Origin of the sequence: Anaeromyxobacter soli (assembly GCF_022808855.1) — a bacterium.
GTDB classification, from domain to species: domain Bacteria; phylum Myxococcota; class Myxococcia; order Myxococcales; family Anaeromyxobacteraceae; genus Anaeromyxobacter; species Anaeromyxobacter soli.
Map to the genome: position 1 here is coordinate 68917 of NZ_JAKZLF010000005.1, position 18560 is coordinate 87476.

Consider the following 18560-nt stretch of genomic DNA (forward strand, 5'->3'; position numbering starts at 1 on the left):
GCTCTCGCGGGGAGGCGAGAGCCCGCCGGCCACGGCGCGACGAGGAGCGTGTCATGACCGCCCCCGCGCCCAGCACCGGGTTGCCCGGCCTCGACGCCGTGCTCCGCGACCTGCGCCCGGGCGACAACGTCGTCTGGCAGGTCGAGACCCTCGACGACTACCCGCCGCTCGTGGCCCCCTTCGTCGAGGCGGCCCGGGCCGCGGGCCGGCGGGTCGTCTACCACCGCTTCGCGCGCCACCCCGCCCTCGCCGACGCGGCCGACGGGGTCCTGCTCCACGAGCTCGATCCCGCCATGGGGTTCGAGAGCTTCACCGCCGGCATCCACGAGGCGATCGAGCGCGCGGGGCGCGGCGCCTGCCACGTCTTCGACTGCCTCTCGGAGCTCGCGGCCGGCTGGTGCAGCGACCTGATGCTCGGGAACTTCTTCACCGTCACCTGCCCGTACCTCTTCGAGCTCGACACGATCGCGTACTTCGCGGTCGTGCGCGACGGCCACTCGCTCGAGGCGGTGCAGGCGATCCGGGACACGACGCAGCTCCTCGTCGACGTCTTCCGCCAGGGCCGGACGCGCTACGTCCACCCGCTCAAGGTGGACGGACGCCACTCGCCCACGATGTACCTGCCGCACGTCTGGGAGGACGACGCCTTCCGTCCGCTCACCGAGAGCGCGGTGCTCGCCGAGGCGCTCGCCGGCGCGTCCGAGGGGCGGCTCGACCCCGCCGCGCGCCTCGACGTCTGGGACCGGCGCTTCCTCGAGGCGCGCGAGCTCCAGGAGGCGGTGCGAGCGGGGTCGCGGCCGTGGCAGGACGAGCAGGCCGCGTTCCGCGCCCTCGTGCGGATGATGCTCACGCACGACCCCCGCCTCGCCGAGCTCGCCGAGCGGTACCTCGACCTCAACGCGCTGCTCGCGATCCGCCGCCGCATGATCGGGACGGGGCTCGTGGGCGGCAAGGCCTCGGGGATGCTGCTCGCGCGGGCGGTGCTGGAGAGCACCGATCCGGCGTGGCGGCATCGCTTCGAGCCGCACGACTCCTGGTTCATCGGCTCGGACGTGTTCTACACGTACCTCGTCCGGAACGGCGCTTGGCGGGCGCGGCGCGACCAGCGGAGCCGCGCCTCGCTGCTCGCGGGCGCGGCCGAGGCGCGCGCGCGCCTGCTCGCGGGGACGTTCCCCGCCGCCGTCGTCCAGCAGTGCGTCTCGATGCTCGACTACTACGGCCAGTCGCCCATCATCGTGCGCTCGAGCAGCCTCCTCGAGGACGGCTTCGGGAACGCCTTCACGGGCAAGTACGAGAGCGTGTTCTGCCCGAACCAGGGCGCGCCGGAGGAGCGGCTCGAGGCGCTCCTCGCCGCGGTGCGGACCGTCTACGCGAGCGCGATGAGCGACGCCGCCCTCCACTACCGCGACGATCGCGGGCTCCTCGACCGCGACGAGCGGATGGCGATCCTCGTGCAGCGGGTGTCCGGCGCCGTCCACGGCCGCTTCTTCTACCCGCAGGCGGCCGGGGTCGCGCTCTCGTACAACCCGTACGTCTGGAACCACGCCATCGACCCGGACGCCGGGGTGATGCGCCTCGTCTTCGGCATGGGGACGCGCGCGGTGGACCGCTCCGACGACGACTACACGCGCATCGTCGCGCTGAACGCGCCGCAGCTCCGCCCGGAGACGAGCCTCGACGAGGCCACCGAGTACGCCCAGCGCCGGGTGGACGTCCTCGACCTCGAGGCGAACCGCTTCACCTCGGCGCCCATCGACGAGGTCGTCGCGGAGAGCCCGCTCCTGCCCGTCGACCTGTTCGCCACCCGCCGCCGCGGGCCGGGCGGCGGCTGGGTCCTCACGTTCGAGAAGCTCCTCTGGGCGACCCCGCTCGTGGACGAGGTGCGCACGCTCCTCGCCGCGCTGCGCGAGGCGTACCGCTACCCGGTGGACGTCGAGTTCACCGCGAACTTCCTCACCGGCGGCGACTTCCGGCTGAACCTCGTCCAGTGCCGGCCCCTCCAGGTGAAGGAGGGCGGGATCGTTCCGCCCCCGCCCGAGGGGCTCGCGGCCGACGCCGTCGTCGCGGCGAGCCGCGGGCCGGTCGTCGGCCAGAGCACGAGCGCGCGCGTGGATCGCGTCGTGTTCGTCGACCCGGACGCGTACGCGACGCTCGCGACGCAGGACCGCTACGAGGTCGCGCGGGTGGTCGGCCGGGTGACGCGCGCCGGCGACGCGGCGCGCCGCGTGCTCCTCCTCGGGCCCGGCCGGTGGGGCACGACGACGCCTTCACTCGGCGTTCCCGTCTCGTTCGCGGAGATCCGCCGGGTCGCCGCGCTCGGCGAGATCATGCGGCTCGGCGACGTCATCCCCGACGTCTCGCTCGGCTCCCACTTCTTCAACGATCTCGTGGAGTCGGGGATGCTGTACGTCGCACTCTATCCCACCCACCCCGGCCACGCGCTCGACGAGGCGCGCCTGCGGGCGGCGCCGAACCGCCTCGCGCAGCTCTCGCCCGACGACGCGCGCCTGGCGCACGTGGTGCGGGTGGTCGACTTCCCCCTACCCGAGGATGGGCGCGCGCTCTGGCTGCACGCCGACTGCGTCCGGCAGGAGGTGATGTGCTACCTCCGCGCCCAGGAATGACGCCGCGTCGTGGGACGCCGCCGCGCCGGGCGCCGGCTTCTACGGACGGGCCGAGATCCACTACACTCCGCGCAACCATCGACCGTCGGCGCACCTGGCGCGGCGGCGGCGGCGCGAGATCGCTTGAGCGAGCCATCGACATCCCCCGAGCCGCCCGCGCGGCGCCGCCCCCGGCTCGATCGCAGGCGGGTCCTCGCGGCGCTCTTCCCCGAGGTCCTGCTCGACGGCACGCCCTGGCGCGCGCAGTGGCGGGGGCACGAGGACCGGCTCATCGTCCTCTCCGCGCGCATCGCGCTCGTGAGCTCCATCGTCGGCCAGGTCCTGCACCACTTCCTCGTCGACCTCCCGCTCGAGCTCACGCCCGCCTCGCGCTGGGCCACGTACCGCTTCGGCAGCTCAGCCGTCTACGCGCTGCTGCTCGCCGCGACGTTCCTGCCGAGGCTGCAGCGCGGCCTCTGGGCGCGCGCGCCGCTCGTCGTGCTCACGTTCACCGTGAGCTGCCTGCAGGCCCTGACGGTGGTGTGGCTCCCCAGCGTCTCGTACCTGTACGCGTTCGTCTTCGGGGTGGTGGGGGTGCTCCTCCTCCGCCAGTCCGCGCCGACGGCCGTCGCCACGCTCGCCTCGATCTTCGCCGCCCAGTGGGCCATCGCGTGGCGCCACACGGACGTCCACCCCGCGCGGCTCTTCAGCGTCGTCACGCTGGCGGTCGGCCTCGTCCTCCTGTTCCGGGCGCGCATGACCACCGACGTCCGCGCCTTCCTCACCTCGCGGCGCGAGCGGCAGACCCAGCAGCAGCTCCTCGCCACCCAGGTCGAGCTCGACCGCGTGAAGACCAACTTCTTCACGAACGTCTCGCACGACCTGCGCACGCCGCTCACCCTCATCATCGCGCCGCTCGAGGCGATGCTGTCCGACGCGCGCGACCTCTCCGCTGAGGTGCGCGCCGATCTCGAGCTCATGCTGCGCAACGCGCAGCGGCTGCTCCGGCAGATCAACACGCTCCTCGACCTCTCGCGCCTGGACGCGAAGCACGAGTTCCTCCGGCTCGAGGACCTGGACGTGGTCGAGCTCCTCGGCTCGCTCGTCGAGAGCGGCCGGCCGCTCGCGGCGCAGCGGCACGTCTCGCTCGCCCTCGCCGTCGACGGACCGGTGCCGCCGCTGCCGGTGGACCGCGACAAGCTCGAGAAGATCGTCCTGAACCTCCTCTCGAACGCGATCCGCTTCACCGACGGGTCCGAGGCCCGCCCCGGCGCGGTCACGGTGCGCTGCGGCGTCCGGGAGGATCGCTTCTTCTGCTCCGTCGAGGACACGGGGATCGGGATCCCCGACGACCAGATCGAGCGCGTGTTCGACCGGTTCCACCAGGTGCGGGGCCCGGCCTCGCGCGGCCGCGGCGGGACCGGCATCGGCCTCGCGCTGGTGCGGCAGCTCGCCGAGTTCCACATGGGCTCCGTGGCCGTGCGGAGCCGCGTCGGCGAGGGCTCCTGCTTCACGCTCGAGCTGCCGCTGGACCGCTCCGCCTATCCCGCCGAGCGGCTCGACCGGCGCCAGGACCATCAGCCCGTGCCGGTGGACCGCCGCCGCCCCGCGCAGCCCGCCGCCGTGGCGCTGCACCTCGAGGCCGCCCGGCCGCCGCCTCGCCCGGCCCGGCCCACCCCCTCCCCCGTCACGCGCGCCACGAGCGGCACGAAGCCGCTCGTCCTGGTGGTGGACGACAACCGCGAGCTGCTCGACTTCGTGGCGCGCCAGCTCGCGGACGAGTTCCGCGTGCGGAGCGCCGAGCGCGCGGACGAGGCGCTGCGCGCCGCCGCCATCGAGCCGCCCGCGCTGGTGGTGAGCGACGTGATGATGCCGGGCCGCTCCGGCACCGACCTCCTGCGCGAGCTGCGCCGCGACGCCCGCCTGCGCCACGTGCCGGTCATCCTCGTGACCGCCAAGGCCGACCTGGAGAGCAAGATCGAGAACCTGCGCGAGGGCGCGGACGACTACCTCGCGAAGCCCTTCAGCGTGGCGGAGCTGCGCGCGCGCATCCGCTCGCTGCTCGACAAGCGCAAGCTCGCCGTCGAGCTGGCGGAGAAGAACGAGTACCTCGCCAAGCTCAACTTCGACCTCGTCCTCTCCAAGCGCCAGGTGTTCCTCGAGACGATGGAGGCGTTCGCGCTCGCGGTGGAGGCGAAGGACCCGTACACCCACGGCCACTCGCGCCGCGTGTCGCTGCTCGCCGAGCGCGTCGCCCGCGAGCTCGGGCTCTCCGAGGCGGAGTGCGAGACGATCCGCATCGCCGGGATCCTCCACGACCTCGGGAAGATCGGCACCCCCGAGGCCGTGCTCGTGAAGCCCGGCAAGGTCACGCCCGAGGAGTACGCGATCTTCAAGCGCCACGCGCAGCTGGGCTGGCGCATCGTCTCGGCGGTGAAGGAGCTCGACGGCGTCGCGCGCGCGATCCTCCACCACCACGAGCGCTTCGACGGCGCGGGCTACCCGGACGAGCTCGCGGGGATGCAGATCCCGACGCTCTCGCGCGTGCTCGCGGTGTGCGACACCTACGACGCGATGACGAGCGATCGCCCGTACCGCGCCGGGATCGCGCACCGGCTGGCGGTGGAGGAGATCCTGCGCTGCAGCGGCTCGCAGTTCGATCCGGAGTGCGTGCAGGCCTTCCTGCGCCTGTACGAGGACGCCGCGCCGCAGTTCCCCGCGTTCCCGTCCGGCCTCCGCGAGCTCGCGAGCCGGAACCTGCTCGGCGGCGGCGCGAGCTGACGCTCCACGCCGGGGCGCTCAGCCACCGCGGCCGAGGAGGACGGAGAGCCGCGGCACGAACATCCCCACCCGGGCGGCGTACTCCCGGTGCGCTCCCGCGAGCGGGCTCGCGGCGAACCCCCGCTCCTCGCGCACCGCGGCCCGCCAGTACGTGAGCACCCCCAGCCCGACGAGCGGCAGGAGCCACGCCGTGCCGGCCGCCGCGAGGCCGCCCGCGAAGGCGAGCAGGTAGCTCGCGTAGAACGGGTGTCGCACGAGGAGGTAGGGGCCGCGCGTCTGGAGGTGCTCCGGCACGTGCGCCGCGAAGGCGAGGAGCAGCGGCCGCTCCCGGTTGACCCGCGCCGCCCACAGGAACAGCCCGAGCGACAGGGCGAGGAGGACGAGCGCGGCGGCGAGCCGCGCGGGCGGCACCGGCGTCAGCGCGATCACGGCGGCCTCGCTCCCGAGGACGAGGCCGGACACGAGCGAGGCGCGGTAGCGGTGCGGTCCCTCGGGGCGCCGGAACACGCGGCGCACGCCGCCGAGGAACACGAACGCCAGCGCGCCGAGCGCGCCGAGCGCGACGAGGCGCAGGTCACCGCTCATCGGCGCCACCCGCGCGCGCCCTTGCGCCTGAGGTGCAGCGCCAGCGCGGCGCGCGCGGCGGGCCCGAACAGCCGCCAGAGCGCGACGCGCGCGTCGAGCAGCCTGCTCGCGGGCGCGACGCCGCACAGGCGCGCGAACGACCAGAGCTCCCATCCGCCCATGAGGTTCCAGATCACCGGGTTCACGTGCTTGCCCGAGACCACCCGCGCGACCTCCGCCATCATGAGGTGGTGCTCGAGCTTCATCCCGGGGTGGACGTAGGACGCGCCGAGCTTGCGGAACCCCACGCGCCCGTAGGGCTTCACGAGCTCGTCGGTGCAGCTCATGACCGCGAAGCGCCGGCCCGACTGCAGCGTGGTGAGCGCGCAGTGCTTCACGAGCGTGTAGAAGAGGTCGCTCCCGCGGAACTCCGGGTGCGTGCAGAACTTCGAGAGCTCCACGATCTCGTCGCGCGGGGGCGTGCCCGGCGGCAGGGCCAGGTAGTCCTCGTGCTTGAGCGGCGAGTCCGGGGTGGGCGGGAAGAGCAGCCGGACGCAGGCCACGATGCGGCCGCGGTACTTCGCGACGAGGATGCGCGAGCGCGCGTCGAGCGCGTCGGCCATGTCCTCGTCCCGCACCTCCGGCCCGGCCTTGCCGGCGCGCAGGTAGGCGAGCCGCCGGAGCGCCAGCACCTCCCGGTACTCCTCCTCGGTCCGCACCGCGCCGAAGTCGAGCGCGCGGCTGGACGAGCGGACGTGGAAACCCGTCTCGCGCAGCGCCTGCACGCTCGTCTCGGGCCCGAACTGGAGGAGGTACTGCCCGACGAGCTCGCGGGCGCGGGGATCCGGGACCGACCACGTCACGCCGAGCGCGAGGCAGCGCTTCGCGCCGTGCTGCGCGACCCGCACGCGCACGACGCGGAACGCGATCTCCGCCTGGCCCATCGTCGGGAAGGTGCAGCTCCCGGTGAACTCGACGCCCGGGATGAGGAACTTGTTCCGCAGGCTCGTGACGAGCTGCATGCCCGTCCGCGAGATGTCGACGATGCGGAAGTGGATCTGGTCGTCGTAGCGGACCGCGTTCGGCGTCACGCCCGTCGGGAGCCAGTCGCGCTCGCACGCGAAGCGCGAGGCCGACCGCTTCTCGCCGGGCGCGCCCTCGTCGCCGGCCGGCTCCGACCAGCGCAGCGCGACGATGGCGCGGCCGCGATCCATCCGGACCGCCGCGACGCGGAGCGCGCCGAACGTGCTCGCGCTCCCGCCCACGCGCAGCGTGAGATCGAGGGCGTCGCCCGGCGAGACCGCGGCGAGCGCGGTGGAGCGCACGAGCTCGACGCCGAGGGGCGACATGCGCCAGACCTGCGCGGACGACCCGGGCCCGGGCGTCCCCGCCAGGCGAACCCGCGCGAAGACCGGATCGCCGGGGCGCACGTCGCCGGGCAGCACCGGCCCGTGGACCGGATCGCGCGGCCCGAGCGCGTGGACGCGCGCCTGCAAACCCTCGGGGGCCGACGCGTCGAACCCGCGCGTCGGCGGAGCGGCGTCTTCGTCCGGCCTTGCGCTCGCGTCGGCGGACGAGGTGGGGATTCGCATCGGTGCTCGCCTCCTGGTGCCGGGTCCCCGACTCCCGCGGCCGCGGGACATACGAAGGAAGGAACCACATCCCCGGTGGGTACACATTCACGTACCGTATCGGGTGCCGACCCACCCTGACGCCGATCAAGCCGTTTCGGTCCCGATGGGCGCCGATTTCGGGCGAAATCGCCCGCGATTTCGAGGGTTGAGCTCACCACGGGGCCTCTTTGGACGGCGCCGGAATGCCTCCCCCGCTAGGCCCAACACGTCCCGCGACGGCGGGGCCCGCGCATGCTCTCCTCCGCGCGGCGCCCCGTCGCTCCACCCATTCGCCCCCCCGCAGCGGAGGCCACCATGAAGATCCTCGTCGCCGATGCCTTCCCGACCGAGCGGCTCGCCGACTTCCAGTCGCTCGGGCTCGAGGTCGATCATCGCCCGGACGTCGCCGCGAAGGACCTCGCCGCCGCCGTTCGCGACGCCTCCATCCTCGTCGTCCGCTCGAAGCAGGTGCTGGGCGAGGTGTTCGAGTCCGCCTCCGGCCTGTCGCTCGTCGTGCGCGCCGGCGCGGGCGTGAACACGATCGACGTCCCCGCCGCCTCCCGGCGCGGGGTGTACGTCGCGAACTGTCCGGGCCAGAACTCGATCGCCGTCGCGGAGCTCGCCATCGGGCTCGTCATCGCGCTCGACCGGCGCATCCCGGACAACGTCGCGCTACTGCGCGCCGGGAGGTGGGACAAGAAGACCTTCTCCGAGGCGCAGGGGCTCTTCGGCCGCACGCTCGGGGTGGCCGGCCTCGGCTCCATCGGCCGGGAGGTCGTGACGCGCGCTCAGGCGCTCGGAATGCGCGTGGTCGCGTGGTCGCGCTCGCTCGACGACCGGAAGGCGAAGGCGCTCGGCGTGGAGCGTGCGCCCGACCTCGCCGCGCTCGCGCGCGAGGCGGACTACCTGTCCCTCCACCTCGCGCTCTCGAAGGAGACGCGGGGGATCGTCTCCCGCGACGTGCTCGCGGCCATGAAGCCCGGCGCCGCGCTCGTCAACACGGCTCGCGCGGAGATCGTGGATCAGGTGGCCCTCCTCGAGCTCGCGCGCACGGGGCGGATCCGCCTGGGCACGGACGTGTTCGCGGGCGAGCCGGAGAAGGGGAAGGCCGACTTCGACAGCGAGCTCGCGAAGCTCCCGAACGTCTACGGGACGCACCACATCGGCGCGTCGACCGCGCAGGCGCAGGACGCGATCGCGCGCGAGGCGGTCCGCATCGTCGAGGCGTTCGTGAGGAGCGGCGAGGTGCCGAACTGCGTGAACGTCGCGGGGAAGACGCCGGCCCGCGCGCGGCTCGTCGTGCGCCACCTCGACAAGGTTGGGGTCCTCGCCAATGTCCTCGGCGCGATCCGCGAGGCAGGCATCAACGTCGAGGAGGTCCAGAACACCATCTTCGAGGAGCACCAGGCCGCGTCCTGCAGCATCGACCTGGACGAGCGTCCGCAGGAGGCGCTCCTCGAGCACCTCCGCACGCGCATCCCCGACGTGCTGTTCGTGGGATCGTTCGAGCTGTAGCCCGCTGCCGAGGGAGCGCCCCGCGGCGAATGCCGCGAACGGGCGCGACCTCGTGGCGCCCTCGGCGGCCGCCGCGGGAGCCGAGGTCACGCCGACATCACCGGCCGCGCCGTGCCGCCCGCCCGGCGGGCCGACGCCCGCTCGCGCGCGGCGAATGCGGAGCGTTGACGCGCGCGGCGGCGCGGCCGAACGTGGCCCGGCATGGGGGCGGGGGGCTCGTCGGGGCGCGAGGGGCGGGGCGGTTCGCCGCGCCCGGCGCTCGCCCTGCACGACGCCGTCGCGCTCGTCCTCGGCATCGTCATCGGCGCCGGCATCTTCCGCGCGCCGTCCGCCGTCGCCGCGAGCGCGCCGGACGTTCCGGCGATCCTCGCGGCGTGGCTCGCGGGCGGCGCCGTCTCGCTCGCCGGCGCGATGTGCTACGCGGAGCTCGCGGCCGCGTACCCCGATCCCGGCGGCGACTACCACTTCCTCTCCCGCGCGCTGGGGCGTCCGACCGCGTTCCTGTTCGCGTGGGCGCGACTCACGGTGATCCCGACCGGCTCCGTCGCGCTCCTCGGGTTCGTGTTCGGGGACTATGCCGCGGATCTGCTCGGCGCGCCCGGCGCGAGCGGGCCGCTCGCCGCGGCGATGGTGGTGACGCTGACGCTCGTGAACGCCGCCGGGCTCCGCGTCGCGCGCGGCGTGCAGAACGTGCTCACCGTCGCGCTCGTGCTCGGGCTGCTGGTCGTGATCCTCACCGGGCTCGCGCTGCCGGCGGCGCCGCCGCCCTCGGCCCCCGTCCCGGCGCGGCCCGCGTTCGGCCTCGCGATGGTCTTCGTCCTCCTCGCGTACGGCGGGTGGAACGAGGCGGCCTACGTCTCGGCGGAGCTGCGCGGCGGGCGGCGCGCCATCGCGACCGCGCTCGTCGCCTCCCTGCTCCTCGTGACGCTCCTCTACGTCCTCGCGAACGCCGCGTACCTGCGTGGCCTCGGCCTCGACGGCGTGCGCGCGTCGAGCGCGGTGGCCGCGGACCTGCTCGGGCGTGCCTTCGGGCCGGTGGGCGCGACGACCATCGGCGCGATCGTCATCGCCGCCGTCGTGACCTCCGCGAACGCGACGCTGCTCCTCGGCTCCCGGATGGTCTGGGCGTTCGGCCGGGACTACCCGCGCTTCGCCACGCTGGGGCGGTGGAGCGCGCGCGCCGCGTCGCCGGTGAACGCCGTCCTCCTGCAGGGCGCCATCGCGCTCGCGCTCGTCGGCCTGGGGGTGCTGTCCCGGCGCGGCTTCGAGGCGATGGTCGCCTACACCGCGCCGGTGTTCTGGCTCTTCTTCCTGCTCACCGGGATCTCCCTGTTCGTGCTCCGGCGCCGCGATCCTGCGGCCGCCCGGCCGTTCAAGGTCCCGCTCTACCCCGCGACGCCGCTCGTCTTCTGCGCGGCGTGCGCGTTCCTCTTGTGGTCGAGCCTCGTCTACGCGGGCCCCGGCGCGATCGCCGGCGTGGCCGTGCTCGCGACCGGGCTCGCGCCCATGTGGCTCTCGCTGCGCAGGGCGCCGGCGCGCCCTCCTGCCGCAGCGTGAAGGAGGCGAGATCATGTCCCGGCCCACGCTCCCCTTCCCCGCGCGGCTCGCCGCGATCCTGGCGGCCCTCGCCGCGCCGCCCGTGCTCGCGCAGCAGGCCGAGCCCGCGCCGCCGGCGGCGCCCGCCGAGGCGCCCGCGGTCGCGCGGAAGCCCGCGCGCACGCCCGACGTCATCTTCGTCCCGACCCCGGAGCGGGTCGTCGCCACGATGCTCGACCTCGCCCGGGTGGGGAAGGGCGACGTGGTGTACGACCTCGGCTGCGGAGACGGCCGCATCGTGGTCGCCGCCGCGAAGCGGGGGGCCCGCAAGGCGGTGGGCGTGGACATCGATCCGGAGCGCATCGCCGAGGCGCGCGCGAACGTGCGGGCGGCGGGCGTCGCGGATCGGGTCGAGATCCGCGAGGGCGATCTCTTCGAGCTGGACCTGTCCGACGCCACCGTCGTGACGCTCTACCTCCTCCCCGACCTCAACCTGAAGCTCCGGCCGAAGCTCCTCGCGCTCCGGCCCGGCACCCGGATCGTGTCGCACGCGTTCGACATGGGCGACTGGAAGCCGGCCGCGGTCCGGCAGGTCGACGGCAAGACCGTCTACTTCTGGACCGTTCCTGCCCGGACGAAGGCGCAGGCGCGCACCGGGAGGTAAGGGGCGCCGCACCCCGCGTTCGCGTGTACCCCGCCGCCCTTCCCGACTAGAACTCGTCCACGGCGACGCCGCCCCCGCCCGACCGGGCGCCGGGCGGCGGCCGGCGCGCGAGGAGGCCGAGGTGGACGTTCGGAGCGGGCTGGGTCGTGTCGCGGTGCTGGACGGGAGCGAGGCGGCGCGGCGCGTCGTGCGCGCGGTGCGGGACCTCGGGCGCGAGGGCGCCGCCGACGCGGCGGTGCTGCTGTACGCCGGGGAGCTCCGCCGCTCGCCGGCCGCGCGCGAGGCGGACGAGGCCCACGCGGCGGACGCGGACGTCGAGGCTTCGCTCCGGCGCGCCCGCGCCGACGCGGCCTGGCTCGGGCCGGCCTCCATCGCGGAGCGCGCGGCGTTCGCGGAGGCGTGCGCGCGGGCGGGGGTGACGCACGTCGGCCCGCCGGCCGACGCGCTGCGCTGGCTCGCCGCGCCAGGCGCGTTCTCGGCGCTCGCCTCGCGCCTCGGGGTCCTCCCCGGACAGGCGATCGGGCTCGCGCGCCGGCTCGAGGTCGTCGTCGCGCGCGACCGCGCCGGCGCGACGCGCGCGCTCGGCATCGGGGACGCGTCGCTCCGCACCGGCGGGACGACGCCGCTCGTCGAGTCGCCGCCCGCCGGCCTCCCGCCGGACGTCGCGGAGCGCGCGCTCGCCCTCGCCGAGCGCGCCGCGGTCGAGGCGGGCTGGGTGGGCCTGTGCGCGGTGGAGCTCGCGGTGGACGCGGCGGGGCGGATGGCGTTCTCCGGGATCGACGCGCGCGCGCACTCGGCGCCCGCCGTCGAGGAGGCCACGGGGATGGACCTCGTCCGCCTCGCGCTGCGCCTCGCGGCGGGCGAGGACCTCGACGGGGCGCCCGCCGGGGCGCGCCACGGCCACGCGCTCGCCGCCCGCGTCGTGGCGGCCGGCGCAGCCGCCGGACGGCTGGAGGTGCTCCGGCTCGCGGCGGGTCCCGGGGTGCGTGCGGAGCCCGCGCTCGACGAGGGCGACGAGGCGCCCGCCGGGTCGGTGATCGCGACGGTGATCGTCCGCGGCGACGACCGCGCGGAGGCCCTCGAGCGCCTCGAGCAGGCGCTCGAGGGGAGCGACGTCCTCCTGCACCGCGCGGCGCCCTCGACCGCGTGGCTCCGGGCGCTCTGCGCGCGCCCGGAGGTCCGCGCCGGACGCGCCGGCGCCGGGCTCCTCGATGCGCTCGCCGCGTCCGGAGAGCCCGCCCTCCCCCAGCGCCCGGAGGTCGCCGTCGTCGCCGCCGCCATCGAGGCGTACGACGCCGAGCTCGACCTCGAGCGGGCGCGCTTCGTCGCCGAGGCGCGCCGCGGTCGCCCGCGCGTGGGCCCGTCGTCGGGCCGCGGCGTGGAGCTTCGCCACGCGGGGCGCCGCCACCGGCTCGAGGTCCGGCAGATCGGCCCCGGCGCCTACCGCGTCGCCCCCGCCGGCGGCGCGCCGCTGGAGCTCGGCGTCGAGCACCTCGGCGCGCACGAGCGGCGGCTCACGTGGAGCGGCGGGCGCGCGCGGCTGCTCGTCGCGTCCGACGGGCTCCGCCAGCTCGTGCAGGTGGACGGGGTGCCGCACGTCGTCCGGCGCGATCCCGCCGGCGTCGTCGCCTCGCCCATGCCCGCGGTGGTGGTGGCGATCCCGGTCGCGCCCGGCCAGCGCGTCGCGGCGGGCGAGCCGGTGGCGCGCATCGAGTCGATGAAGGTGGAGATGGCCGTGCCCGCGCCGTACGCGGGGACGATCCGCGAGGTGCTCACCGTCGCGAACGCCCAGGTCGATCCCGGCGCGCCGCTCCTCCGGATCGACCCCGAGGGCGAGGCCGCGCCCGAGCCTGCCGCCGCGCCGCTCACGCTGGGGGGCCCCGCGCCGACGGAGCCGGCGGGCGACGCGGAGCGCTACCTCGGCGCGCTCGCCGAGCTGCAGCGGCTCGTCCTCGGGTTCGACGTGACCGCCGCGGAGGCGCGGCGGCTCGCCTCCGGCTGGCGCGAGCTGTCCCTCGCGGCCCCGCACGGCGCCGCCGCCACGCTCCGGGCCGAGTCTGCCGTCGTCGCGGCCTTCGCCGACGTGCAGTCGCTCTACGGGCGGGCGCGCCTCGGCGCGGATCCCTCCGCGGCGCCGCCGCTCGAAGCGCTCTGGCGTTACCTCCACGAGCCGGAGGCGCGGGGAGAGGGGCTCGGCGAGACCTTCGTCGGCGCGCTCCGCCGCGCCCTCGCGCACTACGGCCTGTCGCTCGACGTCCCCGGCCGCGCGCTCGAGGTGGCGCTGCTCCGCATGCAGAAGGCCTACGAGCGCGCCGAGGCCCAGCTCGCGCCGGTGCTCGCCATCCTGGAGCGCTGGCTGGCGGCGCCCGAGGCGCCCGCCGCGGTCGCCCCGCGCGAGCAGCTCGACCGGCTGGCGGCGGTCGGCCAGGAGCGCTTCCCCGCGCTCGCCGACCTCGCGCGCGAGGTCCGCTACCGCCGCCACGACCAGCCGCGCCTCGACCGGGTGCGCGCGGAGATGACCGCGCAGGCCGAGGCCGACCTCGAACGGCTCGCCTCGGAGGCGGGGGCGGCGCGCGAGGCGCTCGTCGAGCGGATCGTGCAGTGTCCGCAGTCCATCGCGACGATGGTGGTCTCGCGGATGGCGGAGGCGGCGCCGCCGCTCCGCTCGCGGCTCGTCGAGACCCTCCTCCGCCGCTACTACCGCGACCGCGCGCTCGGCCCGGTCGAGGTGGGCGAGGTCGAGGGGCTCGCGTGCGCGTGGTCGGACTACACGCTCGAGGGGCAGGCGTTCCGCGTGATCGCCGCCTTCTCGCACCCCGGAGAGATCGACCAGGCGGTCCGGCGTCTCGCCCGGCTCGCGGCGGAGGTCCCCGGGGACCGCGCGGTCGCGGTCGAGCTCTACGTCTGGCACGACGCGCCCATCGACGGCCCCGACGCGCTCGCGGAGCGGCTCCGCCTCGCGCTCGCGGAGGCGGCCTTCACGCGCCCGCTGCGCCGCGCCTCGTTCCTCCTCGCCATCCCCGGGCGCGGCCTGGGACGCCAGGCGAGCCAGGAGCACTTCACCTTCCGCGGCGGGCCGTCCGAGTGGACCGAGGACCGCCGCCACCGCGGCGTCCACCCGATGCTCTTCAAGCGGATGCAGCTCGGGCGGCTCGCGCGGTTCGAGCTCGAGCGCCTCCCCTCGGTCGAGGACGTGTACCTCTACCGCGGCGTCTCCCGCGACAACCCCAGGGACGAGCGGCTCTTCGCGGTCGCGGAGGTGCGTGCCATCGCCCCGGTGCGCGACGGCTCCGGGCGCGTGGTGCAGATGCCCCACGTCGAGCGGATGCTCCACGAGGCGCTCGCCGGCATGCGGCGCTTCCAGGCGCGCCGCGCGCCGGGGCAGCGGCTCGAGTGGAACCGCGTGCTCCTCACGGTCGGCCCGCCCCTGCCGCTCACGCCGGCCGAGATCCGCGGCCTCGCCGCGCGGATGGCGCCCGCCGCGGCGGGGCTCGGGCTCGAGATGGCGCTCATCGACGCGCGGCTCCCCGATCCGGCGACGGGCGCGATGAAGCGGACGCTGCTGCGCTTCGTCGCGGACGACCGGGGGGGCGTGTCGATCCGCTGGGACGAGCCCACCGATCGGCCGCTGGAGCCGATGACCGAGTACGAGCAGCGCGTCGTCCAGCTCCGCCGGCGCGGGCTCACCCACCCGTTCGAGATCGTGAAGCTGCTCGCGCCGTCGCGCGGCACCCAGGCGGCGGTCCCGCCGGGCGAGTTCGTCGAGCACGATCTCGACGCCGCCGGCGCGCTCGTCCCGGTCACGCGGCCGCCCGGCGCGAACCCGTCGAACGTAGTGGTCGGGACGGTGCGCAGCTTCACGGATCGTCACCCCGAGGGGATGCTGCGCGTGGTCCTGCTCGGCGACCCGAGCAGGGCGATGGGCTCGCTCGCCGAGCCCGAGTGCGCCCGCATCGAGGCGGCCCTCGCCCTCGCCGAGCGGCTCCAGGTCCCGCTCGAGTGGTTCGCGGTCTCCGCGGGCGCGAAGATCTCGATGGAGAGCGGCACGGAGAACATGGACTGGATCTCGCGCGTGCTGCGCCGGATCGTCGAGTTCACCCAGCGCGGGGGCGAGCTCAACGTCGTCGTCGTCGGCATCAACGTCGGCGCCCAGCCCTACTGGAACGCCGAGGCGACGATGCTCATGCACACCCGGGGCATCCTGGTGATGACGCCCGGGTCCGCCATGGTCCTCACCGGGAAGGAGGCGCTCGAGTACTCCGGGAGCGTCTCGGCCGAGGACAACATGGGCATCGGCGGCTACGACCGGATCATGGGGCCGAACGGCCAGGCGCAGTACCGGGCCGGCAGCGTGGCGGAGGCCGTCGGGATCCTCATGCGGCACTACGCGCACACCTACGTCGTCCCGGGCGAGCGCGCCCCGCGCCGCGCCGCGACCTCCGACCCGGTGGAACGCGACGTGCGCTCGTACCCGCACGGACCGGAGGGCGGCGCCGGGTTCGAGACGGTGGGCGACGTCTTCAGCCTCGAGAAGAACCCGGACCGCAAGAAGCCGTTCGACATCCGGCGCGTGATGGCGGCCTGCGTGGACCAGGATCACGCCCCGCTCGAGCGCTGGCGCGACCTGCGCGGGGGCGACACCGCCGTGGTCTGGGACGCGCACCTCGGCGGCTTCCCGGTCTGCCTCCTCGGCATCGAGTCCCGCCCGCTCCCGCGCCTCGAGTTCGTCCCCGCGGACGGGCCCGAGCTCTGGTCGGCCGGGACGCTCTTCCCGCAGTCGTCCAAGAAGATCGCCCGGGCGCTCAACGCGGCGAGCGGCAACCGCCCCGTGGTGGTGCTCGCGAACCTCTCCGGCTTCGACGGCTCCCCCGAGTCGATGCGGCGCCTGCAGCTCGAGCACGGCGCGGAGATCGGCCGCGCGGTGGTGAACTTCCGCGGGCCCATCGTCTTCTGCGTCGTGTCCCGCTACCACGGCGGCGCGTTCGTGGTGTTCTCCAAGGCGCTCCGCGAGGACATGGAGGTCGTCGCGGTGGAGGGCGCGCGGGCGTCCGTGATCGGCGGCGCCCCCGCGGCGGCGGTCGTGTTCGCGCGAGAGGTCGAGTCCCGCACGCGCAAGGACCCGCGAGTCGCGGAGGCGGAGAAGGCGGCCGCCGCGGGCGGGGCGGCGCTGCTCCGGCGCTCGGAGGTGACGGCCGCGGTGCGCGCCGAGAAGGTCGGCGAGGTCGCCGAGGAGTTCGACGCGATCCACACCGTCGAGCGCGCGCTCCGCGTCGGATCGCTCGATCGGATCATCGCCCCGGCGGAGCTGCGGCCCTACCTCGTCGGAGCGGTCGAGCGGGGCATCGCGCGCCTCGCGGGCGGCCGCTGAGCGGGCTGCCCAGCGGGTGCTCGCTCGCTCCCCCTCCGAAGCGGCGCTCCGACGCCGCGACCACCACGTCGAGCTTGCGCCAGAGGCGGTTGGCCCCGCGGATTGGGGGCCGCTCGTGGCTCGAGGGAACGAGCGTGCCCACCTGCTCCCGTCCGTTGCCCTGCCCGCGGCAGGAGACTTCCCACCGCTCGGCCGCTCGACGTGCCGGCGTGCGCCCGAACCTACCTTCGCCTACCGGCATGGCACGTGAAACGAGCCTCCGCCGACTCCCTTCCCCGGAGCGAGGAGATCCCAGTGAGACCACCCTGCAGGTGGGCCGGGGTCGCGGCGATGATGCTCGCGGCCCCGCTGGCCCGCGCACACGAGCTCGTGTGCGAGAAGACCGTCAACGGAGCCGCCGTCGTCGAGGTCGACTCCTATCCCGCGACCCTCACGTTCCAGGCGACCGTCCGGAACGTGCACCCCACCGACGTCTCCATCGTCGCGTGGATCAGCGATCGGTTCATGGACCCGGCCCGGCAGGAGCTCGACCTCGCGCTCCCCGTCGGCGGATCGCAGACCTTCGAGTACGGGCTCACCATCGACTCGTACGAGGAGTGCGTCGCCCTCGCCGGGGAGGCCGGCATGTCCTGCTCGACCACCGGTGGCTGCGCGCGGCTCGACAACCGCTTCGCGGCGGGGTGGGAGCACGGCGAGGCGCAGTGCACCGCGCGGGTGGTGTGCAAGCCGCCCGAGGTGCCGCCTCCGCCCCCGCCGAGCGGCGTCACCCGGACGCTCGGCTTCTGGAAGACGCACGTCGACGCGGCGACGGCATGCATCGCCGGCGGCCCCATCGACCTCGGGTTCACCACGATCGACACGCTCGAGGAGCTCCTCGGGCTGCTCTGGGCCAGCCCGGCGCGGTACGTGTCCGGCGAGCCGCGCGACGCGCTCGCGCGCTTCCGCATCCTGCTCGCCCACCAGACCGCGGCCGCCATCTGCAACGGGCGCGCGTTCGGGACGTCCTCGCCGCTCGTGGCCGACGCCGTGACGGCGCTCGGCGGAACGGCGTGCGGCGACATCAAGGGGCTCATCGACGACCTGGCCGCCTTCAACACGCAGGGCGACGCGCTGCCGTTCCCCGACGGCTTCGCCGTCGGCCCGGCCCAGCCCGTCGACGCCCGCGCCCTCGGCGTCGACCCGACCTCGCCCACCGGCGAGACCTGCAGCCCGTGAAGGAGGAACAGACCATGATCCGAACGCTCGAGACTGGCCTCCTCCTCCTCTCCCTCGCCGCGATCGCCTGCGGCGGCACGAGCCCCAAGGGCAAGACCGGACCTGCCGGATCTCCCGGCGAGCCGGCGATCGAGACCCCGATCACGCCCCCGCCCGACGACTCCGTGGGCGCGACCGATCCGACGACGTCCCTCGAGCCTCAGCTCGCGACGCTGCGGCTCCTCGGCGTCGCGAACCCCGGCTTCGACGCGGTCGTCCTCGACCTCGCGGCGGTCTCCGTCGAGGTGGACGGCGCGCCGCTCGCCATCGACCTGAGCCGCGTCACCACCATGGACCTGACGCGCGCCGACCACGCCTGGGACCTCGGCACGTTCACCCTGCCCGCGCCGGGGAAAGTGGCGCACGTGCGCATCGCCCTCGACGACGTCGGAGCGTGGGAGGAGAGCGGCGCTGCGGGCGCGCTCGACGCCTGCGGCCTCCCGATCGAGTTCGACGCGCCGGCGGAGTGGCTCGCGCTGCGCGGCCACGCGGTCGTGCACCTCGACCTCGGCCGCTCCGTCCTGAAGGTCGGCGCGGAGGACGCGATCCTGCTGCCGCAGCTGCAGGTCCGTTACTGAGCGGAGAGGGGGCCGCGCGGGCCCCCCCCGCGGGCGGGGCGCGCCGCCCGATCACGGCCGGCGGCGGCCCCCCCCCCGGGGCGC

10 protein-coding genes are annotated in these 18560 nt (G+C 75.3%); 8 read left to right on the forward strand and 2 right to left on the reverse strand.

Annotated elements, in window-relative coordinates; translation table 11 throughout:
- Nucleotides 1-53: 53 nt before the first annotated feature.
- Both MLV88_RS05650 and MLV88_RS05655 read left to right on the forward strand, forming a co-directional pair.
- Nucleotides 54-2624 carry a PEP/pyruvate-binding domain-containing protein gene (locus MLV88_RS05650; RefSeq protein ID WP_242354971.1) on the forward strand — a complete coding sequence of 857 codons (2571 nt, stop codon included), beginning with the start codon at nucleotides 54-56 and terminating at the stop codon, nucleotides 2622-2624.
- Between the two features lie 123 nt (nucleotides 2625-2747).
- Nucleotides 2748-5384 carry an ATP-binding response regulator gene (locus tag MLV88_RS05655; RefSeq protein ID WP_242335062.1) on the forward strand — a complete coding sequence of 879 codons (2637 nt, stop codon included), beginning with the start codon at nucleotides 2748-2750 and terminating at the stop codon, nucleotides 5382-5384.
- An 18-nt stretch (nucleotides 5385-5402) separates the two neighbouring features.
- On the opposite strand, the gene MLV88_RS05660 is transcribed toward MLV88_RS05655, so the two are convergent.
- A complete protein-coding gene (locus MLV88_RS05660) occupies nucleotides 5403-5969 on the reverse strand; it encodes a methyltransferase (RefSeq protein ID WP_242335059.1) in 567 nt (188 codons plus the stop codon).
- Nucleotides 5966-7540, reverse strand: a complete 1575-nt coding sequence (locus MLV88_RS05665) for a GNAT family N-acyltransferase (protein WP_243337012.1) — start codon at nucleotides 7538-7540, stop codon at nucleotides 5966-5968. Before MLV88_RS05665 ends, MLV88_RS05660 begins: the two co-directional genes overlap by 4 nt.
- A 336-nt stretch (nucleotides 7541-7876) precedes the next feature.
- Here MLV88_RS05665 and MLV88_RS05670 point away from each other — a divergent pair, with 336 nt between their 5' ends.
- The 6 genes from MLV88_RS05670 to MLV88_RS05695 all read left to right on the forward strand — a co-directional run bounded on the left by MLV88_RS05670 (nucleotide 7877) and on the right by MLV88_RS05695 (nucleotide 18476).
- Nucleotides 7877-9076: a 3-phosphoglycerate dehydrogenase family protein gene (locus MLV88_RS05670; RefSeq protein WP_243337017.1), complete on the forward strand. Its 1200-nt coding sequence runs from the start codon at nucleotides 7877-7879 to the stop codon at nucleotides 9074-9076.
- Nucleotides 9077-9277: 201 nt separating this feature from the next.
- Nucleotides 9278-10633: an APC family permease gene (locus MLV88_RS05675; protein ID WP_243337018.1), complete on the forward strand. Its 1356-nt coding sequence runs from the start codon at nucleotides 9278-9280 to the stop codon at nucleotides 10631-10633.
- 13 nt (nucleotides 10634-10646) lie between these two features.
- Nucleotides 10647-11276 carry an SAM-dependent methyltransferase gene (locus MLV88_RS05680; protein ID WP_242360088.1) on the forward strand — a complete coding sequence of 210 codons (630 nt, stop codon included), beginning with the start codon at nucleotides 10647-10649 and terminating at the stop codon, nucleotides 11274-11276.
- 121 nt (nucleotides 11277-11397) lie between these two features.
- The gene (locus MLV88_RS05685; RefSeq protein WP_243337019.1) at nucleotides 11398-16644 is read left to right on the forward strand and encodes a carboxyl transferase domain-containing protein; all 5247 of its coding nucleotides are present in this window, start codon (nucleotides 11398-11400) and stop codon (nucleotides 16642-16644) included.
- Nucleotides 16645-16938: 294 nt separating this feature from the next.
- Nucleotides 16939-17859 carry a hypothetical protein gene (locus MLV88_RS05690; protein ID WP_242356913.1) on the forward strand — a complete coding sequence of 307 codons (921 nt, stop codon included), beginning with the start codon at nucleotides 16939-16941 and terminating at the stop codon, nucleotides 17857-17859.
- Between the two features lie 14 nt (nucleotides 17860-17873).
- Nucleotides 17874-18476 (forward strand): hypothetical protein, encoded by a 603-nt coding sequence (locus MLV88_RS05695; protein WP_243337022.1) that lies wholly within the window; start codon nucleotides 17874-17876, stop codon nucleotides 18474-18476.
- Nucleotides 18477-18560 lie beyond the last annotated feature (84 nt).